The organism is Halocatena halophila, from assembly GCA_027563145.1.
GTDB lineage: Archaea > Halobacteriota > Halobacteria > Halobacteriales > Haloarculaceae > Halocatena > Halocatena halophila.
Genome location: CP071307.1, coordinates 534,219 through 554,543, shown reverse-complemented (window position 1 = coordinate 554,543; position 20,325 = coordinate 534,219). Strand labels below are relative to the sequence as shown.

The 20,325-nt window shown below is 57.7% G+C and carries 16 protein-coding genes; 5 read left to right on the top strand and 11 right to left on the bottom strand.

Annotation, left to right across the window (positions count from 1 at the left end; genetic code table 11):
* The first annotated feature begins 2 nt into the window (after positions 1–2).
* Entirely contained in the window at positions 3–1,037 is a 1,035-nt protein-coding gene (locus JXQ78_RS16635; RefSeq protein ID WP_330632959.1) for an ABC transporter permease, read from the top strand.
* A gap of 150 nt (positions 1,038–1,187) precedes the next feature.
* A complete protein-coding gene (locus JXQ78_RS16630) occupies positions 1,188–2,132 on the top strand; it encodes a mannonate dehydratase (RefSeq protein WP_330632958.1) in 945 nt (314 codons plus the stop codon).
* 6 nt (positions 2,133–2,138) lie between these two features.
* Here the strand turns inward: JXQ78_RS16630 and JXQ78_RS16625 are convergent, their stop codons facing one another.
* The 5 genes from JXQ78_RS16625 to JXQ78_RS16605 form a co-directional block, all read right to left on the bottom strand.
* Positions 2,139–2,561, bottom strand: a complete 423-nt coding sequence (locus JXQ78_RS16625) for a hypothetical protein (protein ID WP_330632957.1) — start codon at positions 2,559–2,561, stop codon at positions 2,139–2,141.
* A gap of 42 nt (positions 2,562–2,603) precedes the next feature.
* Positions 2,604–3,725 carry an RNA ligase gene (locus JXQ78_RS16620; RefSeq protein ID WP_330632956.1) on the bottom strand — a complete coding sequence of 374 codons (1,122 nt, stop codon included), beginning with the start codon at positions 3,723–3,725 and terminating at the stop codon, positions 2,604–2,606.
* Between the two features lie 83 nt (positions 3,726–3,808).
* Entirely contained in the window at positions 3,809–5,206 is a 1,398-nt protein-coding gene (locus JXQ78_RS16615; RefSeq protein WP_330632955.1) for a short-chain fatty acid transporter, read from the bottom strand.
* Between the two features lie 97 nt (positions 5,207–5,303).
* Positions 5,304–6,260: an FAD-dependent oxidoreductase gene (locus JXQ78_RS16610; RefSeq protein ID WP_330632954.1), complete on the bottom strand. Its 957-nt coding sequence runs from the start codon at positions 6,258–6,260 to the stop codon at positions 5,304–5,306.
* 65 nt (positions 6,261–6,325) lie between these two features.
* Entirely contained in the window at positions 6,326–7,324 is a 999-nt protein-coding gene (locus JXQ78_RS16605; protein ID WP_330632953.1) for a M48 family metalloprotease, read from the bottom strand.
* A 102-nt stretch (positions 7,325–7,426) separates the two neighbouring features.
* On the opposite strand from JXQ78_RS16605, the gene JXQ78_RS16600 reads away from it, so the two are divergent.
* The 3 genes from JXQ78_RS16600 to JXQ78_RS16590 all read left to right on the top strand — a co-directional run bounded on the left by JXQ78_RS16600 (position 7,427) and on the right by JXQ78_RS16590 (position 14,032).
* Positions 7,427–8,017 carry a class I SAM-dependent methyltransferase gene (locus JXQ78_RS16600; protein ID WP_330632952.1) on the top strand — a complete coding sequence of 197 codons (591 nt, stop codon included), beginning with the start codon at positions 7,427–7,429 and terminating at the stop codon, positions 8,015–8,017.
* A gap of 66 nt (positions 8,018–8,083) precedes the next feature.
* Entirely contained in the window at positions 8,084–8,770 is a 687-nt protein-coding gene (locus JXQ78_RS16595) for an RNA ligase partner protein (protein WP_330632951.1), read from the top strand.
* A gap of 285 nt (positions 8,771–9,055) precedes the next feature.
* Entirely contained in the window at positions 9,056–14,032 is a 4,977-nt protein-coding gene (locus tag JXQ78_RS16590; protein WP_330632950.1) for a S8 family serine peptidase, read from the top strand.
* 148 nt (positions 14,033–14,180) lie between these two features.
* Here JXQ78_RS16590 and JXQ78_RS16585 read toward each other — a convergent pair whose 3' ends face one another.
* The 6 genes from JXQ78_RS16585 to JXQ78_RS16560 form a co-directional block, all read right to left on the bottom strand.
* Positions 14,181–14,954: an IclR family transcriptional regulator gene (locus tag JXQ78_RS16585; protein ID WP_330632949.1), complete on the bottom strand. Its 774-nt coding sequence runs from the start codon at positions 14,952–14,954 to the stop codon at positions 14,181–14,183.
* 68 nt (positions 14,955–15,022) lie between these two features.
* Entirely contained in the window at positions 15,023–16,102 is a 1,080-nt protein-coding gene (locus JXQ78_RS16580) for a Gfo/Idh/MocA family protein (RefSeq protein WP_330632948.1), read from the bottom strand.
* A 31-nt stretch (positions 16,103–16,133) separates the two neighbouring features.
* Complete coding sequence (locus tag JXQ78_RS16575; protein ID WP_330632947.1) at positions 16,134–17,213, bottom strand: ABC transporter ATP-binding protein; 1,080 nt, start codon at positions 17,211–17,213, stop codon at positions 16,134–16,136.
* Positions 17,210–18,250 (bottom strand): ABC transporter ATP-binding protein, encoded by a 1,041-nt coding sequence (locus JXQ78_RS16570; protein ID WP_330632946.1) that lies wholly within the window; start codon positions 18,248–18,250, stop codon positions 17,210–17,212. The genes JXQ78_RS16575 and JXQ78_RS16570 overlap by 4 nt, the downstream gene beginning before the upstream one ends.
* A complete protein-coding gene (locus JXQ78_RS16565) occupies positions 18,250–19,311 on the bottom strand; it encodes an ABC transporter permease (RefSeq protein ID WP_330632945.1) in 1,062 nt (353 codons plus the stop codon). Before JXQ78_RS16565 ends, JXQ78_RS16570 begins: the two co-directional genes overlap by 1 nt.
* On the bottom strand, positions 19,298–20,305 hold the full coding sequence (locus JXQ78_RS16560; RefSeq protein ID WP_330632944.1) for an ABC transporter permease: 1,008 nt from the start codon (positions 20,303–20,305) through the stop codon (positions 19,298–19,300). Before JXQ78_RS16560 ends, JXQ78_RS16565 begins: the two co-directional genes overlap by 14 nt.
* Positions 20,306–20,325 lie beyond the last annotated feature (20 nt).

Here is a 20,325-nt window from a genome sequence, read left to right as displayed (position 1 = left end):
TTATGACCAATCAATCACCAATCCTTGCCCCGCTTCGAACGCTCCGAGATTCGAACCGAACGAAGCTGGTGTTGTTCACCCTGGATAACCTTATCTGGCCCATTCTGTTGGTGGCATTCTTATTTTTCTCAGCATTATTGCCAGAGATTTTCACGCAGTACCGCAATATTCGATTTTTGCTCTACACTAGCGCTGGGCTGGGGGCAATCACCCTTGCCGAAAGTATCTGTCTGATAAGTGGCAATTTTGATTTATCGGTCGGCTCAGTTGCCGGATTCTCGGCGATGGCTGGCGCGTTATTTCTCACGGAGTGGGCTCCAGGAGCACCTGGAGTGATTGGCATTCTCGTCTTATTGTGTGTTGGGGGAGCGATCGGGCTGTTAAACGGTGTCTTGATAGCCAAGATGGGTGTCAATCCATTTCTGCAGACGCTCTCTACGCTCATCATTTTTGAGGGCGGCATTCTCGTTCTCTCATCGCAGTCGGTGTATGGGCTCCCAGTGAGCTATCTGTGGCCGGGTGAGGCGGTCATTTCGATTCCAGTAATCAACCCAATTCCGGTTGCCATCTTCATCATGTGTGGATTGTTTGTTGGCCTCTGGTTTGTATTGTCTCGGACGCGATTTGGGCGTGCGGTGTACGCAGTCGGTGGTAACGAAGCCTCAGCCGCTGAGGCTGGCATCGATACGGACCGCGTCATCATCGCTGTGTACGTCATTTCTGGCGTCCTTGCAGCGACTGGTGGGTTGTTGCTCACCGGATTCAATGGCGGTGCAACCCCAACGACCGGAACGTCACAGCTGTTTCCAGCGTTTACTGCGGCGGTTATCGGTGGAATTAGTCTGTTTGGCGGCCGTGGGAACGTGATCAACACACTTGGTGGTGTCTTGTTGCTGGGAACAATCAGCGCCGGTCTCGTAATGCTGAACATCGATCCAACGGTCATCCAGACGGTGAACGGGATCGTACTACTGGCGGCGATTTTGCTCTACACCGTCGTTCATCAGTATCGAGAGCGACTGCTTTCGGATCTGTGAGCCGTCTCAGAGTCCGTTGCGTGCCCTTTGCATCCGCATGGGACACGAGTTTGCTCACCAGCACAAGCCTGCTCGCTGCGTGTACAGTGCTCTGAAAACATACCAGTTTGGTGACTGAATATTTATGTGTGATTGGCAACTGTACTACGTATGGAGCCTACTATGCTGCTTCCCTCTCGACCAGATCGTCGATGGACACTCGCAAAACAGCTCGGTATTTCCACTGCTGTCGTGCGGTTCTGGGGTGAATCATCCTGGTGGACGTTCGATTCTCTTCAGCGGACGGTTGCTCGGTTCGACGACCACGGACTCTCACTCGATGTCGTCGAGGATCGACCGCCGATGACGAAAACAGTGCTCGGGCTCGATGGCCGGGATGCGGAGATAGAACGGGTCCAACGCTTGCTGCAGAATATGGGCCGCCTCGGTATCGAGACGTACTGCTGGGTGTGGACGGAAAATCCCGTTGGGGTGGTACGGACCTCGGATTCGATCCCTACACGCGGTGGGTCCCGAACGGTGGGCTACGACCATCAGCTCGGAGAACTGGGTCCAGACCATCCCCGTGCCGGCATCACCGAAGCCGAGCTCTGGGAGAATCTCGAGTATTTTTTGGATGCGGTCGTTCCAGTCGCCGAATCTGCGGGCGTCAATCTGGCCTTGCATCCGGATGATCCGCCACTTTCACCTGTCCGCGGCGTTCCCCGGTTGGCCACCTCCGTCGAGAACTACGAACGGATCCTTTCGCTTTCGGACAGCGACCGCCACGGGATCACGTTCTGTCAGGGCAACTTTGCCGCAATGGGGGCGACCGTCCCCGACGTGATACGCTCGTTTGGCGATCGCATTCATTTCGTTCATTTCCGCGATGTGGACGGTACGGCCGATTCGTTCGTCGAAACGTGGCACGACGCCGGTCCCACTGATATGAAGGCTGCTATTGAGGCCTATCGATCGATTGGCTTCGATGGTCCAATTCGCCCGGATCACGTCCCGAAGATGCTCGATGAAGAAGATCGTGATGCGACTATGACGGGATATACGGATATGGGTCGGCTGTTCGCCATCGGCTACATTAAAGGATTGTTGGAGTGAGCGCTCTCACCACCTTGTTCGAACGAGAAATTCGACGGATCCACCACCCAGATACACGAGCAAATAGACCGGCCCGAGCCCGATGGCGTACAGCCCGAGTCCGAAGATCGTCTCGACCATCAACAGTCCATTTCCGACGGCAATGCCGAGCCAGAACAGCACTACAAGGCCGAACACCACCAACGGAATCACGAGGTTGAACTGACGATAGGCGATGATCGGGATCGCAACCACAGCGATGGTGCTGACAGTCAGTACCAGCAGCCAGCCGACCGTTTCAACAGATAGATGGTTGATAAATTCGGTGATGCTCCAGCCACCGAACAACAGCCCGGCGACAACATACACCACAACCACGAGAACGCCCAGCCCGATCGCTGACACCCATTCGTTGGTGAGTCGACCACTGAGAAAACCTGGTAGTCGCATATGAACTCATTTTCATTGTTCACTGTAAATTCACCGACCCTCTCATTCACGATTGATACCTTCTTCTAAATAATACTCGATCTGATCACGGGTGGATTCGGCTGTTTTGACGAACTTGACGACGCGCTCGCCGCTTTCGGTGTCGTCCTCGAGCACCACCAGTCGAAGCGATTGGTCCGTCAAATGGTCGAATAACGCGTCAATCTGTGCCGGCGTCCCCCGGACGACGAATCGTTCACCGATTGGCTCACCGTTCTCGACGTCGCGAATCGTCTCGACTATGGGAAGAAGAATCGATTCTCCCATCGTTCGGGCGCGTTCACGCAGCGCTTCGTCATCATCCTCGAATTCAGCGGCCTGAAACGCCTCACGCACGATACGTGAGAAGACGAAATCCCGACCGCGATCGAACGGCAACGAAAACCCGTACGCCAGCTCGTTGTGGTGTTGCGATCGTGTCGTGTACTTTGCCATCACCGACCCATCAAGGGATTTCAGCACGACACCCTCCCGGTTGGTGGCATCGAGTTCCTGAATGATCGATCGAACGACGCTCGGTGCGGTTTCTGTATCGACCGTCTCGAATAGCCTGGGCTGATCGAAGCCGAACTCCTCACAGAGCGCCCGTCGTTCGGACACCCCAAGAGAGACACCGCTCTCTCGGTCGCACACATCAAAGACACAGAATGTGTGGGAGTCGATGTCTGGATAGTCGTGTGTGGTGTAGGGCGTCTCCGGCCCAACGAGTTCGGCACAGAGCAGCTTATCCGGATGGCGATCGAAAAATGCCCCCAGCTCTAGCAACTCGCTGGCCCTGGCGGTGGTATACGGACAGTGATAGCCACTTCGTGTGAACGCCATTGGCGCTTCGACGGCGGCGATTCTGACGTTGACGCCGTCGAGTTTCTCCTCGATTGCGATTTTCCCGTCGAAAAACGACCCGATACCCGTCTCGAGCCGTAGAATACGGGGAATCTTCGGATAGCCACGGACGATCACCGACGGCTCCTCGATCACTACCGTTCCGCGTTCGATACCGTGTCTGGCGTTCGATAGCGCCAGGTAGTTGTATCGATCGGACTCGCGGCGTTCGAAATGCTCGAAGAGACTCTCGGGATCGCCCGCCTTCGAATCGAGCCGTTCGAAACACTCCCGCCTGTCCATATATTTTACTCCGGCTTCGAGCGTGAAAAGTGCTCACATGGTGTGAGAAAGCCACCGGTGCGTTCCGGAGGAAGATGCCGCCGTCAGTACGGAATCACGATCAGTGCCACGGCGAGAAACGGAATCAGTGCGAGCAACATGGTGACAGCGTAGCCAAAAACGTCGCGGGCGGCCATTCCGGTGATGCCGAGCAATGGGAGTGCCCAGAAGGGCTGCAACAGATTCGTGTGCGCATCGCCGACCGCGTAGGCAACCGTCGCCTGTCCCACGGGGACGCCAAGATCGGCTGCCGCAGTGAGGATCGACGGTCCGATAACGGTCCACTCTCCGCCACCGGACGGAACGAACACGTTGACAATGCCTGCGGTGAGCCAGGCAATCGCTGGAAACGTCGTTGGTGTCGAGATAGCAATCAGCTGGTCTGCGATCGTTGCTGACAATCCGGACGCATTCATCATGCCCATTATCCCCGCATAAAACGGAAACTGCAGGACGATCCCGGATGTGGCTGTGATTGCTTCATCGAACGCGGACTGGTAGGCCTGTGGTGCCGAATACAGCGCGAGACCGACGAACAACATCCCGAAGTTGACCACGTCTAGGTTCAGCGCCCCGAGTCCCTCCGTGACGAACGTCGCGATGGTCACGAGCACACCACCGAGTGCGAGCAGTCCACCAAGCACTCGTCCAGTTGTCCACCCGCCCTCAGACTGATCGTCCGGGTCGTTCGATCGCTGTGGGGACCGATCGCCAGAAGCGCTTCGCTCGGGCTCGTCGAGAAACGCCGTGATTGGCTCGCTTTCGCTCTCCGGTGGTGTTAGCACGTACAACACACCGAGACTGTACGCTATTCCCAGGACGACGAGCGCCAGCGTGTACGGATGAAAGATCGTCTGGGAGGTCGAAACAAGGCCATCGACAATTCCAGCCTTGATGAAGACGTTTCCTGGGGTGTTCATCAGGAGTGGCCCAGATGCGGCGAGTCCCCAATGCCAGGTCAGTCCCAGCCCCATGTAGCCCGCAACACAGAGCAGGGGATAATGGACCGTAATCTGGCGTTCGTGTGCCCGACGACCCATCTCCCGTGCGAGAATCGCGCCAACGATCAAGCCCAGTCCCCACTGAATCCAGGCTACCACCATCGAAACCGCTCCCACGAGCACCACGGCCTGTGGACCAGTTGACGGCACAGCCGTCAGTCGATCGATCCCGCGCTGTACGAGTGGATGATACGCTAGCACGTAGCCCGTTGCGAGGATCAACACCATCTGCATGCCAAACGAAAGCAGATTCCAGAACCCGTCCTGCCAGAACTGCACCATTTCGACGGGACTCCGACCCTCGACGAGCAGTCCTGACAGAAACACCACATAGGTCAGTCCGATCGCAAACACGAACGGACTCGGCATCCACGACTCGACGAACGCAGAGATTCGTGCGCCAGTTCGCTGTATCACTGTGCCACTGTATTGTGATGACATTACACGAATGACATCGTGAATGATCAGGTAAATACGTGTTGTATTTCTCGATATTATTTTGGATAGAATAAAAACTCGCAGGTCGATCGGTACTCAATTATTGATCTGACTCACGCACGTAGCGTTCGATCACGTCATCGTCGATCCGTTCGAGCAGTTGGCTTTGATCCAACTGTGCGACGAGTCGGTCGTATCCTTCTGCAATCCGTTGATCGACGGTGTCTCGGTCGATGTGTGAGTTTGTAAACAGCTCGATTGCTGTCGCACGAACGCGCTCGTGAACGCTGTCGTCGATATTGTGGTCATCGGGGAGTCTGGTTGCATCGAACAGTTCATGGAGGGCTTCGGTGTCGTCGAAGTCGTGCTGAAACGATTCCGTCCGTCTGCGCCAGTCGTAATGTGGAGCGACTTCATCCCACCAGCCGTCGGCTCGTCGAACGTCTTCGAGGAGTGCACGTCCCACGGTCATGCCGTGACCAGCAGCGATCAGCGCCTGTTCACCGTGACCAGCCAGCCCGCCTGCAACGTAGAGTCCATCGATTGGCGTTCGTCCCTGTTCTCGAACGTACTCGCTGTCGAAATGCTCGTGTGTCTCGCCGTCGTGGCAATGTGTCTCGAACAGCTCCGTATCATCGTCGAGTCCCCGGAGATAGCCACCATCGTACGAGGAAGTTGCCACGACGAACGGAGCCGTAATAGTGCGATCATCATCCGTGTCCACTCGAAACCCCGAATCGATTGCAGTTACGTCGCACACCCGATCGGCGATCACCTCGCCGCCAGCAGACGAAACGTGATCGTGCATGAGGTCGTAAAACGTTGGAACGTCGATGCCACCGGGGAACCCAAGAAAGTTCTCCAGATACGCACACTGTCGAAGCGATGCGTTCCCTCGGTCGAAGACGAGCGTCTCGAGTCCGTATCTGGCCGTACTGATTCCAGCGCCACAGCCGGACGGGCCACCGCCAACGATCACCACGTCGACAGCACATTCGGACTCGTTCGCTGGAGGTTGGCTGCTCGATGGTCGATGTGCTGAGGGTGTATCGTTCATACTCAATCCCTCACCGACGCGATCAAAACGGTTGTGGTTGGATACTCGTAACCGTCCAAATGGGCTTACGCGTCGCGTTCGATTGTTTGTAGCCGTTCGATTCGTTCTGTCGTCTCTGGGTGCGTTTTCAGGGCGGGATGGACGTATCGCACGTTCAGCCAGCGGAGCGGCCGACGCACCTGACGGCGAATCGACCAGAAGGCCGGACGGCCGCCAGAGTACGTCAGTGCCGGTCCGGGATCGTCGTCTCCATCGGGAACGATCGACATCGATGCCAGCGCCACCTCCCGGGCGTCTCTGTCTGGGGCTTTTGGAACCGTTCCGTCGAGTGTCCGTAACGCACTGGCCACCGACGCGGGATCACCGATGAGCGCGCTAGCCCCTCGATCGGCGGCGATTTCCCGTGATCTGGCGAGTGACGCGACGAGCAAGCGACCGAGTGCCCAGTAGCAGTACGAGGCCACCCCGATGGCCAGCAGTTGAAGATGCCCGGTCTGATATTGAAACGATCTTCCAAGCGCTCTGGCACTCGACAGTGGCAGTTCGACGAGCGTCATCACCGCAGCGTCGCGGTTTTTGATGTGGGCGATTTCGTGGGCAATGACGGCCTCAAGCTCTGACTGATCGAGTGATTCGAGCAGCCCCGTCGAGACGACGAGCTTCGTTTCATCCGTCGTGAGTCCGGTCGTCACCGCCAGCGGCCGGTCACGGTACGATCGATACACGCCCGGCATCGGTACGTCAGCCAACTGTGACAGCCGCGCCACTGTTGCATGCAGTTGTGGCTCAGTGTGCGGATCAATCTCCCGGGCCCCGAACGTATCGACGGCGTCCGTTTTGAGTGCTCGATAGAATACGGCGACCGCCGCCAGAACGGTTATTATGCCGCCGAGGAGGAGCTGTGTTTCATACGCGATCGAGACGTCGAACAGCCCTTCGAGCCACCCGATTGTCCACGCCAGAACGCCGGTGATACCGGCTGCAAACGCCAGGGTCAACGCCAACAGCCCGAGGAGGGTCAGGGCCATCCGACGGCGCAGTTCGTTGTCGAGGGACCAGTACATGGCAACTAGTTGTTCACATTCCTTCAAAAAACCCGGGGTATCGAGTCGGTTTTCTCGTCGTGAAAGCACGTGGATTAACTCCGATGGGACCCTGTTCGTGGTATGGACCGGTATCAGAACACGCGCCAGCCCGACTGGGAGTGGTGGTCGGTGCTCTGGGACGACCCCAAAGCGGTCCTCGAGACCCTCGACATTCGTCCCGGAGAGAGCATTGCCGACGTGGGTGCGGGAAACGGCTATTTCACACTCCCTGGAGCCGAAATCGCTGACCCAGCGACAGTCTACGCGATTGATATCGATCAGGAGCTGCTTGATGAACTCGAAGCAGCCACCGACCGGCGTGGTTGCTCGAACGTCCGAACGATCCAGGGCGACGCACGAGAACTGCGTCGCCTGCTGCCTGCGTCGGTCGACGTTGTTCTCCTTGCGAACACGTTCCACGGCATCGAATCACCCGCCGTGTTCGCCCAACAGGCGTACGAATCGCTCACCCCTGGGGGTCGATTGATCGTGTTGAACTGGAGAGATCGACCACCCAAAGCAACACAGGTTGCTGGCTCGCCACGCGGGCCACCACACGACCTGCGCACACCCCCCGAAGAAACGATCGAACGGTTGTCTACCGCGCCGTTTGCGTCCTTCCAAACTGTAGCTGTTCCACCACACCATTACGGTGTCATCTGCGAGCGGTAACGACAACGAGTTGCTGATCCGAATGGTAGGCTGAACGCTTTGTGGCCGGCGACCCAACCACCTTTCATGCCGGGTACACTGCCACGCCAGCGATTCGTGCTGGACACCTCGCTGTTCATCACGGAAGCGATCCGTGATGACGACCAGGCGCTCGAGCCGGCGATTATCCATCTCCTGGATCTCGTAACGACAGCCCGACTCGAACTCAATATCTCCTGTTATATGCCACCGTCAATCCACGACGAACTCGCGGGCATGCTTCGAGACCGCTCCGTCAGCGAAGCGGTTCACTCCCGGATCGACACGTGGATCGTTCGAAAGAGTCCGGATCGATACGGCGTTACCATTCCAGCCGATATCGTCTATGAGTTTATCGACGAGATGAGCCACCGAGTCAACCGGGGACGGCGTGTGTCCGAACAGGCCATACGCGAGGTCGAACAGCTTGACCCCGCCGAACTGTCGGAAGGGAGCGGTGGAGACAGCGAATACATGACAGAGGCCGATCGGATTCTCTCGAACATGCGAGATAAATACCGAAAGGCGCTCCGTCGGGGCGTTCTCGACTCCAGGGAGGATTTCGATCTGCTCGTTCTCGCGCGTGAACTCGATGCTGGTGTCGTTACAGAGGATCGTGGTATCATCTCGTGGGCAGACGAGTTCGGCCTTCGATACGTTCGAGCAGGTGCGTTCCCCACACTCCTTGAGGAGTACCTCCGTGCAACCGGCACAGCAATCGACCGGACTGAGTGAATACCTTCGTCATCGTACCAACCCATTTTCTCACCCTGTAGATTAATCGCCATTCTCGATGAGTTATTCTCATTTGTGTTCATGATTGCTAGATATCTGTACATCTATGACAAAATTAATGGGCCAGTATCCATTTTCTTCCCAAAGGATTTATTGCACAATTAATTGTATATTGAAAAGAACATTCAAATAGAAATAATATCCAATTGAATCAAGAATGGATTTCAAATAAATACTAGCCAAACGATGACTACAGGAAGGACCAAACGGTTAGGGACGATCGTAATGGTGGCTGTTCTGGTCTTCTCAGTGGTTGCACCGGCAGTTTCCGGTCATACCAGTGGAGACAGTGCGACCCAGCCAGCCACGGCACAACAAACGTTCTCCGAAGAGAGGGCCACTTCGCAGGGAACGACCAATGAGACGTTACAGGCCACAAACGGGACGGTAGAGGTTCTCGTACAGGTTACAGAGATCGAACGCAAACGGGCGAGTTCGGCAGTTAATGCGAGCTCGACGCTCCGCGAGCACGCCGAACGGACCCAACAACCCGTGATCTCGTTTGCAAAATCACACTCGGATGCGATAACGGTGAAACAACAGCTCTGGCTGTCAAACACGGTGTTACTTGAGGTCGACACCTCGAGGGTTCGACTGAAAGAGCTCGCGGCCGTCTCGGGTGTCGAACGACTTTCACCGAATCGACGCTACTACGCACCCGACGAGAAATCGAGTTCGAGCGAGTCTGCGTCGGCTGTGCAAAACACGACCTACGGACTGGATCAGATCAACGCCACCGAGGTGTGGGACGCCCACGACACGAAGGGTGATGGCGTGAAGGTGGCCGTTCTCGACAGCGGTATCGCGCTTGATCATCCTGATCTCGAGTTGCACACGGACGACGCCAGCGATCCAACGTATCCGGGTGGGTGGGCAGAGTTCAACACGGACGGTGAGCAAGTCCCCGACAGCGAGCCCAGCGCGGTCTGTGGCGACCACGGCACGCACACAAGCGGGACGGTCGCCGGTGGTAAAGAAAGCGGCGAGTGGATCGGCGTTGCACCGGATGCCGAGCTGATGCACGGTGCGGTGTTGACCGAACAGTCACTGTTAGGCTGTGGTGGCTCGACAGTAGAAGTGATTGCTGGGATGCAGTGGGCGGTCACCAACGACGCCGATGTGATCAGCATGAGTCTCGGTGGGCCGGCTGATGGCTCGATGGTGTCGGCCGTTCGGAATGCCGATGCGGCAGGCTCACTCGTCGTCGGCGCGATCGGCAACTCGGGACCAGGAACGATTGGGTCACCAGGTGCCGTCTACGAATCGATATCCGTTGGTGCAACGAACGAGGCGCTGGGAGTCCCTGAGTTCTCTGGCGGTGCAGAGATAGATACGAGTGAGACGTTTCCCGATGCGCCAGCCGAGTGGCCCGACAGCTACGTCGCGCCGGATGTCGCCGCACCGGGTGCACAGGTGAAAAGCTCGGTTCCCGGTGGTGGCTACGACTCGTTTAGCGGAACGTCGATGGCAACGCCCCACGTTGCTGGCGTCGCGGCGCTGTTGCTTTCGATTGGCGGCGAGGAGATGGGTCCCGATCAGGTAAAGCGAACGCTGTATCAGTCAGCGTTCAAGCCGGCAGACTGTTCTCCAAGCTGTTCGCCGCGCGATGGAAACGACACGCGATACGGCACCGGTATTGTTGATGCGTACGCCGCCGCCCAGCAACTCCAAACCATTCCGGAACACGAGCTGGGTGATGTGGATGCAAGCGGGTCCATCACCGTCCAGGACGTACAGCGCCTGCAACAGCATCTCGCCGGAACGCTCGATTCGGACGCGACGTTCAACGAGAATCTCGCGGATCTCGACCGCGATGGGTCGATCACGTACGACGATCTCCAGCTGTTACAGCTCAAGCTCCGCGGTGACATCACGCCCGGCCAACTGCAGCTCTCGAATTTGAGTGCGCCCGAAACAATCGACCACGGCGAAACCGCAACTGTCACCGCAACGGTGACGAATCCGGGTGATGAAGGCGTCTACGACACGGTCGCCTATCAATTCGACTCGAATGAGCGCGCGACGACACCGGTCGAACTCCAGCCCGGCGAATCCACGACGGTGACGTTTTCGCTCGAAACGAACGACTATGCACCCGGAACGTACGATCATGGGGTGGTGTCGGCCGACGACAGTGCGAACGGATCGCTGACAATCGCAGGCGCGAACTTCGCCGTCTCGGAGTTTGCTGCTCCTGATGCAGTCGAGCAAGGGACACAGTACTCTGTTTCGGCGACGGTACACAACGACGGCAACGAACCGGACACCAGGGCCGTCCATTACCGGCGGGATGGTGTCACAGTCGCCACACAGAACGTGACGCTCGAATCTGGCGCGTCGACGCAGGTGACGTTCGAGGATCTCACCGTCACGTCGCTTCGTGGAACCATCACACACGGCGTCGCCACGGCTGACGATACAGCAACCGAGACGATCACTGTGCGGGCCGGAGCGTTCTCCATCACGGAGACACAGGCCCCAGAGAACGTCACCGCTGGCGAGTCCTACGGCGTGAACGTGACGATAACGAACACAGGCAACGCTGGAGATACCCAGCAGGTCGAGTACACCCTCGCTGAATCACCGCCGTCCGTCGCGGTTGTCGACTCTGATGAGGGGTATGGCCCACAGGTTGCCTCGGCGCTCAACGCCACGCTACCGGAGGGCTACACCGTCACGCTCGTCAAGGATGCGAACGCAACGGCGGCGATCGATTCCCACGACGTGTTCGTGATGCAGGACGTCTCGCCGACAGCGCTCGACGTTCCGGCGTTCGTGGATGCGACGAACGACGCTGGCGTTGGTGTCGTCTGGCTCGACAACTGGGGGAGCGATTCCGACGCGATCGAAGAGCGATCGAACGCAGTAGGCGATCCTGCGAGCACTGATCAGGAAGACGCTGGCAACGCGCCGGTAGCCTACACGGTGACCGAATCGCATCCGATTCTAGAGGGACTCGGTGGCCCCGGTGAGCAGATCCCGATCCACCAGGCAAACTTCGGTGACCGCAGCTGGTATGAAAACTACAGCGGACAGACGATAGCGACCGTTTCAGCGAGCGGCTCCTCGGCTGGCGGCCCCGCACTCGGTGTGGATGCTGATTCGGCGACCGTGCTCGCTGGCACCCTCGGTCGGGAGTATTTCGTCGAAAACGGAGATTTCACGCCCGAAGCTGATGCAGTGTTGGCGAACGCAGTGACGTGGGCAAACGATGTGGCAACGGTCTCAGGACACTCACGCCAGTCGAACGGAGCGAACGAGACCGTAACGCTTGAGCCGGGTGCGTCAACGACGGTGACCCTGACAAACACCCCACCTTCGTCAGTCGCAGAATCTCAAGATTGGCAACACGTATTCAGCACCGACGACGAGACCGTCTCCAAGCCGGTGACGGTTCGACCGCCGACTGGTGGCGTCGGTGGGATGATCACGTCGGCTGCTACCGGTGATCCGGTCCAGAACGCGACGGTAACCGTCGGCGGTGAGAATCTCTCACGCAACTACACCACCAGCACCGACGCCGATGGCACGTATTCGGTCGATGACGTTCCTGTTGGGACCCACACGATTTCTGTCAGCTCCGATCAGTATCAGGTGACCGCACGTTCGATTGCGATCGAATCCGGCGAAACCGCGACGGTTGATCTCTCCGTTGAGCCACGCAACGGGACGATCGGCGGTGTTGTCACCGCCGCTGATACTGGCGATCCAATCCAGAACGTCACGATCCGTCTCGAAGATGACAAAAGCTCCGTCACCACGGTAACGACTGGTGCGGATGGCACCTACGAGGCGTCGGTGGAGCCAGGCTACTACGTCGTGAATGTAGCCGATGGGCCACCTGAGTACGGTGCCGAACAGATCATCACTGTCGGACCAAACGAGTCCGTGACAGACATCGACTTCGAGCTTACCCCGGAAACGGGGACGATCACCGGCTACGTGACGAACGCGGCCGGCGCGCCGGTTGCGGACGCGCACGTCATCGATGCTGATGGAAACGCGTTCAACGTCACGACCGGCGAAGACGGTTCCTATGAGATTCCGGAACTCGACCGGGGCACCTACGCGCTCCGCGTCAATGGGCCAGGCTACAACCAGACGGACATCTCCTTTGTCGAACTCGGCGCGACAGAGTCCGTCGAACAGAACTTCACGGTCGGGTCGTATCTCACCGTCACGGACCTTCAGGGGCCAGCGAACGCAACCCACGGAGAGACGATCACTGTCGAGGCGACGGTTACGAACGTCGGCACCGAATCGGTCAGTCGGTCGGTCGTCTACTTCCCACCGGGAACGCCGTTCAGTGACGGCCAGTTCACAGAGGCAAGCGACGGTGTCCAGACCGTGACGCTCGATGGTGGCGAGAGCACGACGGTGACGTTCGAGTACACCGTCGAGGAGTCGCTCTCGCCGGGCGAGTATCAACACGGCATCTCGGCGGATGAGATGGCCTCGACCACCATCACGATTGAGGGCAACAAGCCCGACCCCGCGGCTCTCCGCGTGACGAACGTCTCAGCACCGGAAACAGCCACGCCAGGAGCGACGATTGGGGTGAACGCCACGGTCAGCAACGATGGGAATTCGACCGTGAGCGGTCCAGTCAGCTATCATTTTGACGGGGAACTCGTGACGACGAAAAACGTCACCCTGTCGGCCGGAGCAACCACAACGGTGCTGTTCGATCACAGGCTCTCAGAGGCGACCGGAACGTTCAATCACAGCGTCGAGTCGGAGACCAACGCGGTTACTGCCGAGCTTTCGGTCGAAGCGGCCGGCTCCGAGCCGGCCTACTTCGCGGTGTCGAATCTCACTGGGCCAGACAGCACTGCACCCGGCGAGACGATCACCGTGAACGCAACGGTCACGAACACGGGCGATGAAACCGGAACACAGTCGGTGTTCCTCTTTTTCATGGCCAGTGAACAAACGAGCTCATTCGCTCCGTCGGATGTTGGCACAGCGAAGATGACCGCGGCGTTCCAGCCAACTGCCGTCCAACAGGTCTCCCTCGACGGTGGTGAGCAGACACGGCTCTCGTTTACCTATCAGGTTGCGAGCGACGCTTCCCCGGGTGAGTATGAGTACGCTGTCTCCTCATTACAGGAGACCGCTGTCGAACCGGTTACCGTCGCGGAATCGAGCGGCGAGTCTCAGCTTCTTACGCCAGAGACCGTTACAGCGTCTGCCACCGGGTAGCCGGTACGGACGCGCGGTCTGTTGTGGCGATCGAACGCACCACTTGCGTTGTGGCACAACGCACGGAATTCGGGAACGGTATCTACTTTTGTATGTGATATCTGCTGATTCGAAGCCCACGTTGAGGCGCTCGAAGTCTGCTTGAGCGCTAATCCATCCACCCTCGATACGTGGTGTTGATCTCGATCACGCCTGCGACGTTCCGAATCTCCTGCGGTAGCGTTTCGTAGAACGTTTCGTCGTCGATCGACTCAACGCTCGCGCTAACTGCGATCGCACCCAGCAGCTGGTCGGCTTCGGTGGCCAGCCCAGTCGCAACACACCGGATGCCGTCGTGGTGGTCCTCGTCGTCAAACGCGATTCCACGCCGTCTGATGTCGGCGAGCTCATCGGTGAGCTGTGCTCGATCCGGCGGTGCGCTCGCCTCTCGGTCAGCACGATCGAGCACACGTTTTCGTGCATCCCCTTCCATCGCCGACAGCAGCACTTTGCCGGTCGCCGATGCATACAGGGGCTCGCGACTCCCGAGATGGGTGTCGCCGATCGGCTCATTATCTGCTGTCGATTGATACAGCGTCACCGCGTAGCCTCCGCGCTCGACGGCCAACCGAGCCGTTTGCTCCGTATATTTTGCCAGTCGATCGATCCCGTCTTTGCCAACGCGGTAGACCCACTCGCGCTCTCTGGCGATCCCACCGTACGTGAGCGACCGCAACCCCAGTCTGTATCTCCCAGCTGACTGCTCGACGAAATCGTGATTGGATAGCGTCGTCAGATAATGATGAACGGTTCCCTTTGACAGTCCCACACGATCGCTGAGTGCCGTCACGCCGATTTCATCGGTCTGTGCGATCACCTCCATGATCGCAATCGCATTTTCGACCGATTTGATCGTTTTGCTGTCTGACACACCCTCGTCCATACCAGTAGCTACAGGACCTGCACCAAATAGTCTCTCATAAAGGAAACAATATTGACAGTATTGGCCCCCTACTCGATCAGCTCACCGTTGTCCGCATAGATCCTGTGAACGAGACGCTGTATCGCGAGCGCCTGCTCGAGCGTGTTGATCGAGGGATCTCGCCCTGTCGCAACCGCCTCGAGGAATGTCTCCATCTGGGCGACGTACGGGTCGTTCGGTGTCGTCGTGACCGTCGAATCGAGATAGTGGTGGGCCCCACCAGTGCGTGCTTCATAGAACGTCAACGACTGGTGAACGTCCGTCGAAGCGTTCAACACGTCAGTGATGTCGAGCAACGCGCCGGCCTCTGTCCCGTGGATGTGATACTGATGGGCCGATTCTGCATTCGTGGCCCACGCCACTTCCACCGTCGCCGTTGTTCCCTCAGAAAATGAGAGAAACGCTGATACGGAATCCTCAACATCGAACATGTTCGCATCGTCGTCTTCGCCCCACATATCGAGATACGCATACGACTCTCTGGAGCCAAAATCACACCGTGTCGTAGCCATCATCTCTGTAACGGTCGTCTCTTCTAAAAAATATAACAGCAAATCGAACACGTGAATCCCGATGTCGATCAACGCACCGCCACCAGCGATTTCTTTTGCGGTGTACCACGACCCACGCCCTGGAACGCCTCTTCTGCGGCGGTACGCCGTTTCGACGTGGCGAATCTCACCAAAAAATCCCTCGTCAATATACTGTTTGAGAATCTTGCACACATTTAAAAATCGACTCTGATAGCCGACCATACAGAGCCGACCGGTCGATTCTGCCACCCGTTGAATGGTGCGTGCGGCCTCGAGGGTGTGTGCGAGTGGCTTTTCGATGAACACGTCATGGCCGCGTTCCATCGCTTCGATCGCGGCCGGGGCGTGGAACTTATTCGGTGTCGCAATGATGATGCCGTCGAGTTCCATCTCGAACAGCCCCTCCGGATCGGTCACGTGGTGCTTTTCAAACTTGCGGTCGAACTGGTTGCGAGCGTCCTTGCTGGCGTCGGCCCCGAACACTCGCTGGCCGGCGTTATCGAGCAGCCGGGCTCGGTGTCGGCCGTGTGTCCCCAGCCCAACGATGCCAATGTCGAGCTCGGTCGTCGGATCCATGGGTTCGTGTTACTTTCTGCACACAAACCGTTTACGACGATGAGGATTCTTCCTCTTCGAGCCGTGGAGAGTTCCAGTACGGACTCCCATCACGAACGCGGAAACACCGCACATCTGCACCGCCTGCTGGGAGTGGATCGGGCTCGACGGCTGTGCAGTGCTCTCTGGCCTCTGGACAGCGGGTGTGGAACCGACACCCACTTGGTGGATCGACCGGATCCGGAACGTCGATCGTTCGCATTGGGATCTCCTCTGGTGTGGAGACGTCGCCACCGAGATCCGGCGTCGCCCAGCGAAGCACCGACGTGTAGGGGTGCTGTGGATTGTGAATCAGCTGCTCTGCCGAGCTGATTTCGGCGATTCGTCCGAGATACATCACCGCGATCTTTCCGCTGGCGTGTTGGGTGAAGTATCTGGCGTTCGAGAGATCGTGTGAGATGAAAATAAACGACGTGTCGAACACGGCCTGCAGTTCGAGCATGAGATCCATCATTTCGACGCGGAGCGAAACGTCGAGCGCACTGATCGCCTCATCAGCGAGGATCACGTCGGGGTTCATCAACAGTGCCCGTGCGAGCGCAACACGCTGTTGTTCGCCACCTGATAGCTGGTGTGGATAGCGGTCTGCGAAATCCGGCGCAGGATTCATTCCTACCCGTTCGAGCAGCGAGTAGATCCGCTCGCGCCGCTCGCTGGCGCCGAGTGCTGGTCTGACCTGCCGGAGTGGCTCCGAGAGAATTGATAAGAGCCGCCGATTGGGGTTGAGCGAACTGCCCGGATCCTGATGGATGATCTGTAATGAACTACGCACGTCCTCCCAGCTCTGTGTCGTCTCGGCTGACCCATCTCGGATCGCCCAGATGTCCTCACCACGGTATCGTACCGTCCCGCTGGTTGGACGCTGGAGGCCAATCGCCGTCTTCCCGAGCGTGGTCTTCCCACAGCCGCTCTCGCCGACGAGCGACACGACATCATTTGTTTCGATCGTGAGCGATACGTCATCGACGGCCCTGACCTGTTCGGATTCGTCGCCGAACTCGAACAGTCCGGGGCGGTTTTCGAACGCTACTGTAACACTATCGAGTTCGAGTAATGGAGGTTCCTCACTCATGAGTGATCACCGCCTGGCTGGTCTGTCGCATAGTTCAGTTCGATCTCCCACTGGGCTTTCTCCCAGTAGAAACAGGCAACGCTGTGTTCGGGGGCGGGTGAATCCATTGCGGGATCGGTCGTGCGACACTCTTCGGTGGCGAGCGGACACCGGGGGTTGTACGAACAGCCACTCGGGACGTTGATCGGTGCCGGGCTCTGGCCCTCGATTGGACGCATTTCTGCCAGCGGCGCCTGCAGATTCGGCGTTGAGTTCAACAGCGCCCGGGTGTAGGGGTGCGATGGATTGCTGAGCAACTGTTGTTTCGGTGCGAGTTCGACGATGTCGAACGCGTACATCACTGCCAACCGGTCTGCGAGCGCCCCAACGAGTGCCAGATCGTGCGTGATGAAGATCATGGTCAGCTGGTATTTCTCCTGGAGTTCTCGCAGCAACAACAAAATCGACTGTTGCATCAACAGATCCAGGGCAGCGGTGGGTTCGTCCATCACGAGCAGTTCGGGATCAAGCACGAGTGACAGTGCGATCAGTGCGCGTTGTTGCATTCCACCGCTCAGCTCGTGAGGATAGCTCTCAAGAACGCGATCGGGATCGAGATACAGATCTGAGAGGAGCTGGCGGGCCCGATCCATCCCGGCCTGGACCCCCCCGTTGTGGGCCTCAATCGTCTCGATGAAGTGATCTCGAATCTGCATGGTGGGGTTGAACGAACTCATCGCCCCCTGGAACACCATCGAAATCTCCTCCCAGCGAAGCGATCGTAGCTCGGATTGACCCAGCTCGAGCACGTCGATTGTTTTTTCTTCCGCCTGGTAGGTAATCGAGCCGCTGAGATACCCCGGATCAGGAATCGCATCGAGCAGCGAGGATGCGAGCATCGATTTTCCAGAGCCGCTCTCGCCAACTATTCCGAGAATCTCGCCGCGTTCGACGTGTAAAGAAACGTTATCGAGTACGAACGAGGTACCGTCGTCGTAGGTGACCGAAACGTCCTCAAGCGTCGCAATCGGGTCGTCTGGTTGGTGTGTTTGTGCCATCAATGAATCAGCTCCGTGGAGCGTTGCTCTTCAGCGTCGTCTGCGTTCGATTCAGATTTCCCTGCGAGTCGAGTTCTGACACGTGGATTGAAGACGCGATCGAGACCCTGTGCCAACAGAATCAGTGACAGCGCAATACCCATGATCGCGATCATCGGAAAGACGAGTAGGTAGAGATTTCCGTCGGCAACGAGTGCGCCCGCGTTTTTGTACGCCTCATCGAGTTGCAGCCCCCAGTTTTCGACGGATTTCGGCAGGATTCCCAGATAGTAGAGTCCAACGGATGTGAACACCACATACCGGGCCGCATTGGCGAAGTTGACAAGGATGAACGGCATCAGGTTTGGGATGATGTCCTTGCGGAGAATTCTGAACGTGTTCACCCCCATCGTTCGTGAGGCCTCGACGTAGGGCTCTTCACGCAGTGTCAACACCTGTGACCGAATGGACCTGCCCAACCCGGCCCAGTAGTTGATCGTGAGCAACACACCGATCACCAAGGGGTTCGATGGCCGGAACACGACTGCCAGTACCATGATCAACGGCAACCCAGGAATCGACATCGCCGCATCCGAGAACGACGTGATCGCTCGGTCGATGCGCCCACCCTTATATCCGGCGACGGTGCCGATCAGCGTCGCGATGCCTGTCGCGAAGATGCCCCCAGCGAAGATCATCTGAAGCATCTCGGGTGTTGCGTGGATGATCATCGAGAGCACGTCCTCACCAACGGCTGTCGAGCCGAGTGGAGCGTCCACCGTGGTGAATGGTGCGATTGATCTGTCGACCTGATTCGATGTGGGCGCTGGATAGACCAGTACCCCGACGGTGCCCATCAGCAGGTAGCCAAAAAACAACAGCCCCCCGATGACGGTCCGCCGATCTTTCGACGCGACGATCGCGGGCTTGTAGATGAGCTCATCGAACAGCTCGCGTGCTCGCTCTCGATGCGTTAATTCGACGGCATCGTCATCGTACTCGAACGAAAAGGTCTCTTCCTCGCCGGTGGCTGTTGCGACGATTGATGGTCGCTCACCGCCATCCGTTTCAGTAGGTTTCATTCGACTCACCCGTTGTGATCCGTGGATCGATCAGTCCGTACGTCAGATCTGCGATGTACACCGAGATAACCAGGGCCGTGGTGATAATGAGAAAGATTCCCATCATCAACGGATAATCCCTATTGTCGAGGCCGAGAAACATGTAGTAGCCGATCCCGTTGTAGTTGAACACCTCTTCGAGGATCACTGACCCGCCAAGATTGAACCCAATCAGTGTCAGAAAGCCGGTGTACATCGGCAAGATTGCGTTTCTGGCCACATATCGGACCGCAACTCGTCGGTCAGAGAGCCCACGGAGTCGGGCCACGCGGACGTAATCAGCTCCGAGCACCTGAATTGCGTTACCTCGCATTGCAAGTGCTTGTAGTCCGACACCAGCGAGCACCATGGACAGAATGGGGAGATACGCGTGATCCAGTGCGTCGAGGATAAACACCAACAGCCCCGATTCAGGATCGATACCAGAAGTCGAGCGATAGCCCGTGGGCAACAGTTCGAGCTGGTAGCCAAAGACGATGATCAGTGCAATACCAAGGACGTAGAACGGCACCGAGGAGAGCACAATTGAGGCCCCCGATGACAGCAGATCGAACGCTCCGCCCTCTCGATAGGCCATCAGTGCGCCCCAGACGATTGCGATCGCAAAGATCAGGAACGTTGCCGTCACCATGACGAAGATGGTCCACGGCAGGGCGTCTGCAATGATCGTCATCACCGGTTTGTTTCGCGAGATCGATGTTCCGAGATCACCCTGTATCAGTGCCACAACGTAGTCAATGTACTGTACTTCGATTGGTTTGTCTGGATGGACGTTCTGATACGTCTGCAACATTGCATCCACCTGCCCAGCCGGCACGCCCTGACGAAGGAGCTTTGCTTCTAGCTGCGCCAGTGGCCCACCGGGAAGCAGCCGAATCATCCCGAACGTAGCCGTGATAACGACCCAGATCGTCAGGACCGCACGGGCAGAGCGTTGAAAGTAGTAGTTGATCATTCGTTCATCGAATTGGAATG

Coding starts and splice junctions, on each gene's coding strand:
- JXQ78_RS16635 (WP_330632959.1), top strand. CDS start 3: ATGACCAATCAATCACCAATCCTTGCCCCGCTTCGAACGCTCCGAGAT.
- JXQ78_RS16630 (WP_330632958.1), top strand. CDS start 1,188: ATGGAGCCTACTATGCTGCTTCCCTCTCGACCAGATCGTCGATGGACA.
- JXQ78_RS16625 (WP_330632957.1), bottom strand. CDS start 2,561: ATGCGACTACCAGGTTTTCTCAGTGGTCGACTCACCAACGAATGGGTG.
- JXQ78_RS16620 (WP_330632956.1), bottom strand. CDS start 3,725: ATGGACAGGCGGGAGTGTTTCGAACGGCTCGATTCGAAGGCGGGCGAT.
- JXQ78_RS16615 (WP_330632955.1), bottom strand. CDS start 5,206: ATGTCATCACAATACAGTGGCACAGTGATACAGCGAACTGGCGCACGA.
- JXQ78_RS16610 (WP_330632954.1), bottom strand. CDS start 6,260: ATGAACGATACACCCTCAGCACATCGACCATCGAGCAGCCAACCTCCA.
- JXQ78_RS16605 (WP_330632953.1), bottom strand. CDS start 7,324: ATGTACTGGTCCCTCGACAACGAACTGCGCCGTCGGATGGCCCTGACC.
- JXQ78_RS16600 (WP_330632952.1), top strand. CDS start 7,427: ATGGACCGGTATCAGAACACGCGCCAGCCCGACTGGGAGTGGTGGTCG.
- JXQ78_RS16595 (WP_330632951.1), top strand. CDS start 8,084: ATGCCGGGTACACTGCCACGCCAGCGATTCGTGCTGGACACCTCGCTG.
- JXQ78_RS16590 (WP_330632950.1), top strand. CDS start 9,056: ATGGTGGCTGTTCTGGTCTTCTCAGTGGTTGCACCGGCAGTTTCCGGT.
- JXQ78_RS16585 (WP_330632949.1), bottom strand. CDS start 14,954: ATGGACGAGGGTGTGTCAGACAGCAAAACGATCAAATCGGTCGAAAAT.
- JXQ78_RS16580 (WP_330632948.1), bottom strand. CDS start 16,102: ATGGATCCGACGACCGAGCTCGACATTGGCATCGTTGGGCTGGGGACA.
- JXQ78_RS16575 (WP_330632947.1), bottom strand. CDS start 17,213: ATGAGTGAGGAACCTCCATTACTCGAACTCGATAGTGTTACAGTAGCG.
- JXQ78_RS16570 (WP_330632946.1), bottom strand. CDS start 18,250: ATGGCACAAACACACCAACCAGACGACCCGATTGCGACGCTTGAGGAC.
- JXQ78_RS16565 (WP_330632945.1), bottom strand. CDS start 19,311: ATGAAACCTACTGAAACGGATGGCGGTGAGCGACCATCAATCGTCGCA.
- JXQ78_RS16560 (WP_330632944.1), bottom strand. CDS start 20,305: ATGATCAACTACTACTTTCAACGCTCTGCCCGTGCGGTCCTGACGATC.